8 protein-coding genes are annotated in these 11,058 nt (G+C 67.8%); all 8 read left to right on the top strand.

What is annotated here, in order from left to right; translation table 11 throughout:
- Positions 1-255: 255 nt before the first annotated feature.
- The 8 genes from ngcE (at position 256) to dxs (ending at position 10,982) form a co-directional block, all read left to right on the top strand.
- The gene (gene ngcE / locus ACFYY1_RS23705; RefSeq protein ID WP_388588766.1) at positions 256-1,704 is read left to right on the top strand and encodes an N-acetylglucosamine/diacetylchitobiose ABC transporter substrate-binding protein; all 1,449 of its coding nucleotides are present in this window, start codon (positions 256-258) and stop codon (positions 1,702-1,704) included.
- Positions 1,705-1,754: 50 nt separating this feature from the next.
- Positions 1,755-2,678, top strand: a complete 924-nt coding sequence (locus tag ACFYY1_RS23700; protein ID WP_388588763.1) for a carbohydrate ABC transporter permease — start codon at positions 1,755-1,757, stop codon at positions 2,676-2,678.
- A gap of 91 nt (positions 2,679-2,769) precedes the next feature.
- Positions 2,770-3,690, top strand: coding sequence for a carbohydrate ABC transporter permease (locus ACFYY1_RS23695; protein ID WP_388588760.1), 921 nt, complete (start codon positions 2,770-2,772; stop codon positions 3,688-3,690).
- Between the two features lie 193 nt (positions 3,691-3,883).
- Entirely contained in the window at positions 3,884-5,083 is a 1,200-nt protein-coding gene (locus ACFYY1_RS23690; protein ID WP_388588757.1) for an ROK family protein, read from the top strand.
- A gap of 122 nt (positions 5,084-5,205) precedes the next feature.
- Entirely contained in the window at positions 5,206-6,303 is a 1,098-nt protein-coding gene (locus ACFYY1_RS23685) for a substrate-binding domain-containing protein (protein ID WP_388588754.1), read from the top strand.
- Between the two features lie 307 nt (positions 6,304-6,610).
- Positions 6,611-7,405 (top strand): ATP-binding cassette domain-containing protein, encoded by a 795-nt coding sequence (locus ACFYY1_RS23680; RefSeq protein ID WP_388589151.1) that lies wholly within the window; start codon positions 6,611-6,613, stop codon positions 7,403-7,405.
- Entirely contained in the window at positions 7,402-8,730 is a 1,329-nt protein-coding gene (locus tag ACFYY1_RS23675; protein ID WP_388588752.1) for a sugar ABC transporter permease, read from the top strand. The genes ACFYY1_RS23680 and ACFYY1_RS23675 overlap by 4 nt, the downstream gene beginning before the upstream one ends.
- Before the next feature lie 323 nt (positions 8,731-9,053).
- Positions 9,054-10,982, top strand: coding sequence for a 1-deoxy-D-xylulose-5-phosphate synthase (dxs, locus tag ACFYY1_RS23670; RefSeq protein ID WP_388588749.1), 1,929 nt, complete (start codon positions 9,054-9,056; stop codon positions 10,980-10,982).
- Positions 10,983-11,058 lie beyond the last annotated feature (76 nt).

The following is an 11,058-nucleotide window of genomic DNA, read 5'->3' as shown; positions in this document are numbered from 1 at the left end:
AAGTGGACTATACCTGTCGGCGTCTGCACAGCTTTTCCGGCGACGCGGACAAGGGGGACACGGGGAAGGGCCGCGGACAGCACGACGGGTGCGTCCGATGCCGGGTCTTCCCGGCCCCCCACTGCACCTGGCTAGCCTGAAATCAGCATGACCCAAGCGCAACTGACCGCGGTGGCGGGGCCCTTCGCCTGAGGCGAATATCTACGGGCGACCGGTACACACCGCCTGAGTCCTGGAGAAGGCGAGGACTTGAGCATGGGATCCACCTCCGCCCACAAGAATGAGGGCCTTGGCCGTCGCGATGTGATCAAGCGATCGGCCGCACTCGGCCTGATCAGCGTTCCGGCGATGGGCTTCCTGTCGGCGTGCGCCAGCGGCGACAGCGGCAGCGAGAAGAAGGTCGAGAAGGGCAAGGTCACCAAGACCAACCCGCTCGGCGTCAACGAGACGGCGCCGCTCGAGGTTGTCATCTTCGACGGCGGCTTCGGTCAGCAGTACGCGATCGACGCGGAGAAGAAGTACAACGCGGCGTTCCCGAAGGCCCCGAAGGTCAAGCACGTCGCGACCCAGAAGATCCAGTCGCAGCTGCAGCCCCGCTTCAACGGCGGCACCCCGCCGGACCTGATCGACAACTCCGGCGCCGAGCAGATGGACATGGGTGTCCTGGTCGGCAAGAAGCAGCTGCTCGACCTGACGCCGCTGATGGACGCCCCGTCCATAGACGACCCGAGCAAGAAGGTCCGCGACACGCTGCGCCCCGGTGTCCTGGAGATGGGTCAGTTCGACGGCGACCCGGTCTGGATCATGTACTACGCGTACACCGTGTACGGCGTCTGGTACTCGCAGACCGCGCTGGAGAAGCTCGACGCGGAGTACCCGGAGGACTGGGACGCCATGCTCGCCCTCTGCGCGAAGGCGAAGAAGCAGGGCATCGCGGGCTGGACGTACGCCGGTAAGTACCCGTACTACCTGCCGTTCTCGCTCTACCCGTTCATCGGCAAGATCGGTGGCCGGGAGGTTCTCGACAAGATCGACAACCTGGAGCCGAACGCCTGGAAGGACCCCGCGGTCAAGGCGGCCTTCGAGGCGTACTACGAGCTGTACAAGAAGGGGTACATCCTCAAGGGCACCCCCGGTCTGACCCACATCCAGTCGCAGACCGAGTGGACCAAGGGCAAGGCGCTCTTCCTCCCGAACGGTTCGTGGGTGGAGAACGAGGCCGCGCCCACCACGCCCAAGGACTTCAAGATGATGGTCGCGGCGCCGTCCAGCCTGGACTCGTCCGACAAGATGCCGTTCGGCACCATCTGGGCCTCCGGCGGCGAGCCCTTCGTCGTCCCGGCCAACGCGAAGAACCCCCAGGGCGGCATGGAGCAGCTGCGCATCATGCTCTCCGAGGAGTCCTCGAAGAACTTCACCAAGCAGGTCAAGTCGCTCAGCGCGTTCAACGGCGGCACCGACGGTCTGACCCTGTCGACCGCCATGCAGTCCGGTGTCGACGCGCTGAAGAAGGCCGGCGACAACGTGGTGAACCCGCGCCTGCAGGACTGGTACGTGAAGCTCCAGAAGGAGCAGATCGGTGTCGCCGGCATCGGCGAGATGATGGCCGGCCGCGCGACCCCTGCGGAAGCCATCAAGAAGATCCAGGCCTTCGCCGACGCGGCGGCCAAGGACCAGTCCATCAAGCACTACAAGCACCAGTGAGCAACCGTCACCAGCGGCGGCACCCGCGGAAAGATCGGGGTCGGTAAACGATGCAGCACGGCAAGTACCGTTTCATCGTGGGATTCTTGGTAGTCCCACTCGCGTTGTACGCGGTCTTCGTCATCTGGCCGTTCATCCAGTCCATCTACTACTCGTTCACGGACTGGACCGGCCTGAGCCCGGACTTCAAGATGGTCGGGTTCGACAACTACACGAGGATGCTGAAGGACGACATCTTCTGGAAGTCGTTGCAGCACAGCGTGTTGCTCGTGCTGCTGCTGCCGCTGGTGACGCTGGGTCTGGCGCTCTTCTTCGCCTTCATGCTCAATGTCGGGGGCCGGCGGCGCAAGAACGCCGCGGTCTCCGGCGTGCGTGGCTCAAGTTTCTACAAGATCGCCTATTTCTTCCCGCAGGTGCTCTCGATCGTCATCGTGGCCCTGCTCTTCCAGTTCGCTTTCAACCCCACCAGCGGGATGCTGAATTCGACACTGAAGTCGATCGGTCTGGACTCCATCCAGCCGGACTGGCTGGGCGATCCGAATCTCGCGCTGATCTGCGTCATGTCGGTGCTGGTCTGGTCGACGGTCGGATTCTTCGTCGTCCTGTTCTCGGCCGGAATGGCATCCATCCCGAAGGACTTCTACGAGGCGGCGCTGCTCGACGGCGCCAACCGCTTCACCACGTTCTTCAAGATCACACTTCCGCTGCTCTGGGACACGGTGCAGTCGGGCTGGGTCTACATGGGGATCCTGGCCCTCGGCGTCGAGGCGTTCACCGCCGTGCAGGTCATGACCGTGGGCCCCGGTGGCCCCGACTACTCGACCACCGTCCTGCCGCTGTACGTGTACCAGACGGCCTTCCGCGACGGGCAGGCCGGCTACGCGACGACGATCGGTGTCGGACTGCTCATCGTCACCATGGCCTTCGCCGCCATCGTGATGCGACTGGGCCGGCGCGATCGGCTGGAGTTCTGATGCTGCGATTCCCGGGAGACGACCCCCGGACCCCCAGCAGGCACCACAGGTCGGCCTCCGTGTCCGGCTCGACAGTACGAGGTGAGTACACGTGAAGACGACTGACACCCCGCCCGCAGCCGCCCCGGCCGCCGACCCCGCCCCGGTGGCCAAGGCGCCCGCGTCCGCCGCCAAGGAGAAGAGCAGCGAGGGCCAGGTCCTCAACGTCTTCTCGCACGGTGTGCTGATCATCTGGGCGATCCTGGTCGTCCTGCCGCTGCTGTGGGCGGTGATGGCGTCGTTCAAGACGGACGACTCGATCCTGTCGACGCCGTGGGCACTGCCCGACAAGCTGCACTTCGAGAACTGGTCGCGCGCCTGGAGCCAGGCGCACATGAGCGACTACTTCTTCAACACCGTCGTGGTGGTGGGCTGCTCGCTCGTCGGCACCCTGCTGCTCGGCTCGATGGCGGCGTACGTACTGGCGCGGTTCGACTTCCCCGGCAACCGCTTCATCTACTACCTGTTCATCGGCGGGATGAGCTTCCCGATCATCCTGGCGCTGGTCCCGCTGTTCTTCGTCATGAACAACATGGCCCTGCTGAACACGCGGCACGGACTGATCATGGTCTACATCGCGTACTCGCTGCCGTTCACCGTCTTCTTCCTCACCTCGTTCTTCCGTACTCTGCCGAGCTCGGTGGCGGAAGCCGCGATGCTCGACGGTGCCTCGCACACCCGGACGTTCTTCCAGGTGATGCTGCCGATGGCGAAGCCCGGCCTGATCAGCGTCGGTATCTTCAACTTCCTCGGTCAGTGGAACCAGTACATGCTGCCGACGGTGCTCAACACGGAACCGAACAATCGGGTGCTCTCCCAGGGCCTGGTCGAACTGGCCACCAGCCAGGGGTACAAAGGCGACTGGTCCGGGCTCTTCGCGGGTCTGGTGATGGCGATGCTGCCGGTCCTCGCGGCCTACATCATCTTCCAGCGCCAGGTCGTCGCCGGCCTCACCGCGGGCGCGGTGAAGTAGCAGCCGGGCACCGCTTCCCCCGTACACACGAACCGCCCGTCGGCCACGCGCCGGCGGGCGGTTCCTGTGTGTTCGGAGGGCGGCCGGGGCGCTCATCCGAGGCTTCGCTTGCTCAAGGTCTTGACGGGGGGTGTGGCAAAACGTTGAGCTTAGAGTTCACATGTTAGAGAAAACGGTAGGAGTGAGAGAGTCGATGGAGACTCCGGGGTCGCAGACATCTCTGCATCGCGCCAACCTTGAGCGGGTCGTGCGTGCCGTACGCATGGCCGGTTCGCTCACCCAGGCGGAGATCGCACGGAGCACCGGCCTGTCAGCGGCCACCGTCTCCAACATCGTTCGTGAACTGAAGGACGGCGGCACGGTCGAGGTCACCCCCACCTCGGCGGGCGGCCGCCGGGCCCGCAGCGTCTCGCTCAGCGGCGACGCGGGCATCGTGATCGGGGTCGACTTCGGCCATACGCATCTGCGGGTCGCGGTCGGCAACCTCGCCCACCAGGTGCTCGCCGAGGAGGCCGAGCCGCTGGACGTCGACGCCTCGTCCGCGGAGGGGTTCGGGCGGGCGGAGCAGCTGGTCAGGCGGCTGATCGAGACGACCGGCATCGGTCCGGACAAGGTGATCGGGGTGGGCCTCGGTGTACCCGGCCCGATCGACGTGGAGTCCGGCACCCTGGGCTCCACGTCGATCCTGCCGGGCTGGACGGGCATCAACCCCGGCAAGGAGCTGCAGGGCCGGCTCGGAGTGCCGGTGTACGTCGACAACGACGCCAACCTCGGCGCGCTCGGCGAGCTGGTGTGGGGGAGCGGCCGGGGCGTCAAGGATCTCGCCTACATCAAGGTCGCCAGCGGGGTCGGCGCCGGCCTGGTGATCGACGGGCGCATCTACCGGGGTCCGGGCGGCACGGCCGGCGAGATCGGGCACATCACGCTCGACGAGTCGGGCCCGGTCTGCCGCTGCGGCAACCGCGGCTGCCTGGAGACCTTCACGGCCGCCCGGTACGTACTGCCGCTGCTCCAGCCCAGCCACGGGCCCGACCTCACCATGGAACGGGTGGTCCAGCTGGCCCGCGAGGGCGATCCGGGCTGCCGCCGGGTGATCGGGGACGTCGGGCGGCACATCGGCAGCGGGGTGGCCAACCTGTGCAACCTGCTCAACCCCAGCCGGGTGGTCCTCGGCGGATCGCTCGCCGAGGCGGGCGAGTTGGTGCTCGCACCGATCCGTGACTCGGTCTCGCGCTACGCCATTCCGAGTGCCGCCCGGCAACTCTCGGTGCTGCCAGGGGCGTTGGGCGGCCGGGCCGAGGTCCTGGGCGCCCTGGCCCTGGTGCTCAGCGAGATGGGGGATTCGACCCTTTTGGAAAGCACCCTGCCGAAGACCACTGCTGCCTTCACTTAGATAACGAATGGCACCGTTGTCATCTCGTTAAGGATTTACTCCTTGACGCTGACGGTGCGGCCGAGTTGACTGCCAGCCACCTCGGCCGCAACGTTGCGGCCTCGTCAGGGAGGCAACCCGTAATGAACGCAACGACGCGACGCATCGTCATAGGGACGGCCGCACTCTCCATGGCCGTCTCCCTCGCGGCCTGTGGCAAGGCCGGCGACGACAAGGACTCCGGCAGCGGCGGCGACGGCAAGACCATCGGCCTGCTCCTGCCGGAGAACAAGACCACGCGTTACGAGACGTTCGACCGCCCCATCATGGAGGCGAAGATCAAGGCGCTGTGCTCCGACTGCGAGGTCAAGTACAACAACGCCGCGCAGGACAGCGAGACCCAGAAGAAGCAGTTCGACGCGCTCGTCACGCAGGGCGTGAAGGTCATCATCCTCGACACCGTCGACTACAAGGCCGCGAAGTCCTGGGTCCAGCAGGCCGCGAAGAAGGACGTCAAGGTCGTCGCGTACGACCGTCTCGCCGAGGGCCCGATCTCCGCCTACGTGTCGTACGACAACGAGAAGATCGGCCAGCTCCAGGGCGAGGCGCTGGTCAAGGCGATGGGCGCCAAGGCCAAGGAAAGCAACGTTGTCATGATCAACGGCTCGCCGACCGACCCGAACGCCCCCTTCTTCAAGAAGGGCGCGCACAGCGTCCTCGACAAGCAGGTCAAGAAGGTCGTCTACGAGCAGGACATCCCGGACTGGTCGGCGGACGAGGCCAACAAGAAGATGGGAGCGGCCATCGACTCCCTGGGCAAGGACGGCTTCCAGGGCGTCTACTCCGCCAACGACGGCATGGCCGGCGGCATCATCACGGCCCTGAAGAAGCAGGGCGTGAAGGTCCCGGTCGGCGGCCAGGACTCCGAGCTCGCCGGTCTGCAGCGCATCCTCGCGGGCGAGCAGGCGTTCTCGATCTACAAGCAGATCAAGCCGGAGGCCGAGACCACCGCCGAGATCGCGGTCCGGCTGCTGAAGGGCGAGAAGATCGACGACCTGGCCCCGGTCAAGGTCGACAGCCTCTCGGGCGAGTTCAAGGGCACCCCGTCCAAGCTGTACGACGCCTCGGTCGTGACCAAGGAGAACATCGCCTCCACGATCGTCGCGGACAAGGTCTACAAGGTCGAGGAGATCTGCACCGCCCAGTACAAGGCGGCCTGCGACGCAGCCGGCATCAAGTAATCCGCCGCCGGCAGGCGTCACCCGATCCGGTCCGGCACCCGCCCCGTCCATGCCCCGCAGCAAGGGGCGGGCGCCGGACTTCTCACCGGTCCCGGTCACCGCGCACGGCCGCCCTCCCGGGCACGGCCTGGGCCCCGGCCGGCCCGGAACCCCCTTCCCGGGCGCGGTCTCGGCGCGTGGTCGTCCCCCGGCGACGACGTTCCGAGGCGGACCGGCGAAGGCGTTCCGGCCCTCCCGGCGGCCCGGTGACCGGCACCGCCCCCCTGTGCTCAGCAGCACCATCCCCGCCGGTCAGGCGGCGAAGGAGATGATTCACGTGTCCGCTACGCCCGTGCTGGCGTTGCGCGGAATCTCCAAGCGGTTCGGCGCCGTCCAGGCGCTCACCGATGTGGACCTGGAGATTCGTTCCGGCGAAGTCGTCGCCCTGGTCGGCGACAACGGCGCCGGCAAGTCGACGCTCGTCAAGACCATTTCGGGTGTCCACCCGATCGACGAAGGCTCCATCGAGTGGGAGGGCACGCCGGTCCGGATCAACCGGCCCAACGACGCCCAGGACCTCGGAGTCGCCACCGTCTACCAGGACCTGGCGCTCTGCGACAACCTCGATGTGGTCGCCAACCTCTTCCTCGGCAGCGAACTGCGCAAGGCCTCCGTGCTCGACGAGATCGGGATGGAGAAGCGCGCCAAGGAGCTGCTGGACACCCTGTCCATCCGGATCCCCAGCGTCCGCATCCCGGTCGCCTCGCTCTCCGGCGGTCAGCGCCAGGTCGTGGCCATCGCCCGCGCCCTGATCGGTGACCCCAAGGTCGTCATCCTCGACGAGCCGACCGCCGCCCTCGGCGTGGAGCAGACGGCCCAGGTCCTCGACCTCGTCGAGCGGCTGCGCGAGCGCGGCCACGGCGTCATCCTCATCAGCCACAACATGGCCGACGTGCGTGCCGTCGCCGACAAGGTGGCGGTGCTGCGCCTGGGCCGCAACAACGGAGTCTTCGACGTGGCGACCACGTCCCACGAGGAGATCATCTCCGCGATCACCGGTGCCACGGACAACGCCGTCACGCGCCGTCAGGCCCGCACCGTCACGAAGGAGGACGCGAAGTGAGCGACCTCGCCAAGACCCCCGAAACCGCTACCGACGAAGCCGCTGCCGGTAAGCCTGCCGCGGCGACACCCGCGGCCGAGCCCTCGGCGGCGCCCGTACCCGCGGTGGACCCGCGCCTCCTCGTCCGCGCGGAGGGACTCGCGGGCTACTGGACCGAGTTCCGCCGCAAGGTGCGCGGCGGTGAACTCGGCTCGCTGCCGGTCCTCGTCGGCCTGATCGTCATCGCGATCGTCTTCCAGTTCCAGAACAGCAACTTCCTGTCCGCCAGTTCCATCGCCAACGTCGCCGTCTACAGCTCCGGCCTCGGCATCATGGCGGTCGGCATCGTCTTCGTGCTGCTGCTCGGCGAGATCGACCTGTCCGTCGGCTCGGTCGCCGGCGTCGGTGCGGCGGTCTGGGCCGTGCTCAGCGTCAACCACGGCTGGAACGACTGGTCGGCGGTGCTCGTCGCGGTGCTCTCCGGCATGGTGCTCGGCGCGCTGCACGGCTTCTTCTTCGCCAAGATCGGGGTGCCGGCCTTCGTCGTCACCCTGGCCGGCTTCCTCGGCTGGAGCGGTCTGCAGGAGTGGATGATGGGTGGTGAGGGCTCGATCAACACACCGTCCGGCAGCATCGTCGAGAACCTCACCAACTACTTCTTCGAGGACAAGGCCGTCGCGTACGGCGTCGCCCTGGTCGCCGTCCTCGCCTACGCCGCCTCGCTCCTGATGGACAGCCGGCGCCGCGGGGCCGCGGGCCTGCCCGCCCGTCCCACCACCGAGGTCCTGCTCCGCACGGGCATCGTCGCGATCCTCTGCTTCGCCGTCGCGTACGTGCTGAACGAGCCCTCCGGTGCCCGCGGCCTGCCGCTGGCCCTGGTGCTCTTCCTCGCCGTGCTGGTCGTCGCGGACTTCGTGGCCCGCCGGACCACCTTCGGCCGCCAGGTCTTCGCGGTGGGCGGCAACCCGGAGGCGGCACGCCGCGCCGGTATCAACGTCGACCGGATCCGGATCACCGTCTTCGCGCTCTCCGGCATGCTGGGCGCCTTCGGCGGACTCTTCATCGCCAGCCTCTCCGGCGGCGCCACCAAGAGCGTCGGCGGCGGCAACACACTGATGCTGGTCATCGCGGCCGCCGTCATCGGCGGCACCAGCCTCTTCGGCGGCCGGGGCAAGGTCTGGTCCGCGCTGCTCGGCATGATCGTGATCCAGTCGATCCAGCAGGGCCTGAACATGATCGGGATGGCCAACGCCATCCAGTACATGATCACCGGCGCGGTGCTGCTGGCCGCCGTGGTCATCGACTCGGTCTCCCGCCGCACGCAGAAGACCGCGGGCCGCGCGTAACAGGTCGCACGACGTGGGTAACAGTTCGCGCGACGTGGGTAACAGTTCGCGCGACGTGCGTAACAAGGCATCACGACGCGCGTAGGGGTCCTGCGACGCACGGAGAAGGTCCTACGACGCGTGTGAAAGGCCTTGCGAACAGCCCCGGAATATCACATCCGCACCGTCCAGTGCCCGGCGCCCCGACAGGGAGCCGGGCACTGCGCGGTGCGGGGCGCCCGGGTGTGACAGCACTCTCCCCGCCCGATGCCCGCGCGGGCGGACGGAACATTAGACTCATCGGATCGGCATGCTCGACCAGCTCAATACGCAAGGAGGCACGGGTGGCTCTGCTGACCCGCATCGGTGGACCGCGTGACCTGGACCGGCTCACTCCCGAGCAGCTGGACCAGCTCGCCGAAGAGATCCGGACCTTCCTGGTCGACGCCGTATCGAAGACCGGCGGCCACCTCGGCCCCAACCTGGGCGTGGTCGAGCTGACCATCGCCCTGCACCGGGTCTTCGATTCACCGAAGGACAAGGTCCTCTGGGACACCGGCCACCAGAGCTACGTGCACAAGCTGCTCACCGGCCGCCAGGACTTCTCGAAGCTCAAGATGAAGGGCGGCCTGTCCGGCTACCCCTCGCAGGCCGAGTCCGAGCACGACGTCATCGAGAACTCGCACGCCTCCACGGTCCTCGGCTGGGCCGACGGCCTCGCCAAGGCCAACGAGGTCCTCAAGAAGGACGACCACGTCGTCGCCGTCATCGGTGACGGGGCGCTCACCGGCGGCATGGCCTGGGAGGCGCTGAACAACATCGCCGCCGCCAAGGACCGCCCGCTCGTCATCGTCGTCAACGACAACGAGCGCTCCTACGCGCCGACCATCGGCGGCCTCGCCAACCACCTCGCGACGCTGCGCACCACCGACGGCTACGAGCGGTTCCTGGCCCGTGGCAAGGATCTCCTGGAGCGCACCCCCGTCGTCGGGAAGCCGCTGTACGAGACGCTGCACGGCGCCAAGAAGGGGCTGAAGGACTTCATCGCCCCGCAGGGCATGTTCGAGGACCTCGGCCTGAAGTACGTCGGCCCGATCGACGGCCACGACATCGAGGCCCTGGAGTCCGCGCTCCAGCGCGCCAAGCGCTTCGGCGGACCCGTCATCGTGCACTGCCTCACCGAGAAGGGCCGCGGCTACACCCCCGCCCTGCTGGACGAGGCGGATCGTTTCCACGCCGTCGGCAAGATCCACCCCGACACCGGCCTCCCGGTCGCCACGTCCGGACTCGACTGGACCTCCGTGTTCGGCGAGGAGATGGTCAAGCTCGGCAAGGAGCGCGAGGACATCGTCGCGATCACCGCGGCCATGCTCCAGCCGGTCGGCCTGACCAAGTTCGAGAAGGCGTTCCCGGACCGGATCTACGACGTCGGCATCGCCGAGCAGCACGGCGCGGTCTCCGCGGCCGGCCTCGCCACCGGCGGACTGCACCCCGTCTTCGCGGTGTACGCCACCTTCCTCAACCGCGCCTTCGACCAGGTCCTGATGGACGTCGCGCTGCACAAGTGCGGTGTGACCTTCGTCCTGGACCGGGCCGGTGTCACCGGCACCGACGGCGCCTCGCACAACGGCATGTGGGACATGTCGATCCTCCAGTGCGTGCCCACGCTCCGGATCGCCGCCCCGCGCGACGCCGACCAGGTCCGTGCCCAGCTGCGCGAGGCCGTGGAGGTCGACGACGCACCGACCGTGGTCCGCTTCTCCAAGGGCGCGGTCGGCCCGGCGGTCAAGGCCGTCGGCAGGGTCGGCGGCATGGACGTGCTGCGCGAGCCCGGCACCACCCGCCCGGACGTACTGCTGGTCTCCATCGGCGCGCTTGCCCCGATGTGCCTGGAGATCGCCGATCTGCTGGAGGCCCAGGGCATCTCGACGACCGTCGTCGACCCGCGCTGGGTCAAGCCGGTCGACGAGGCCATGGCCCCGCTCGCCGAGCAGCACCGGGTCGTCGTCACCGTCGAGGACAACAGCCGGGCCGGCGGCGTCGGCTCCGCCGTCGCCCAGGCGCTGCGCGACGCCGGGGTCGACGTACCGCTGCGTGACTTCGGCATCCCGCCGCGCTTCCTCGACCACGCCTCCCGCAAGGAGGTCATGGCCGAGATCGGGCTGACCGCGCCGGACGTCGCCCGCCAGGTCACCGGCCTCGTGGCCAAGCTGGACGGCCGCTTCGAGAGCGCTGCCGACAGCCGCTCCGTGATCGAACCCGCCCGCGACTGACGCGAGCGGACACCGATACGGCCGATGGGCCGGTCGGGGCACCCTGTACGGGTGGTCCGACCGGCCCATTTGCGTG

It is taken from the genome of Streptomyces sp. NPDC001890 (assembly GCF_042891445.1).
Lineage (GTDB): Bacteria > Actinomycetota > Actinomycetes > Streptomycetales > Streptomycetaceae > Streptomyces.
This window is presented reverse-complemented; position numbering and strand designations above follow the sequence as displayed.

Coding starts and splice junctions, on each gene's coding strand:
- ngcE (WP_388588766.1), top strand. CDS start 256: ATGGGATCCACCTCCGCCCACAAGAATGAGGGCCTTGGCCGTCGCGAT.
- ACFYY1_RS23700 (WP_388588763.1), top strand. CDS start 1,755: ATGCAGCACGGCAAGTACCGTTTCATCGTGGGATTCTTGGTAGTCCCA.
- ACFYY1_RS23690 (WP_388588757.1), top strand. CDS start 3,884: ATGGAGACTCCGGGGTCGCAGACATCTCTGCATCGCGCCAACCTTGAG.
- ACFYY1_RS23685 (WP_388588754.1), top strand. CDS start 5,206: ATGAACGCAACGACGCGACGCATCGTCATAGGGACGGCCGCACTCTCC.
- ACFYY1_RS23680 (WP_388589151.1), top strand. CDS start 6,611: ATGATTCACGTGTCCGCTACGCCCGTGCTGGCGTTGCGCGGAATCTCC.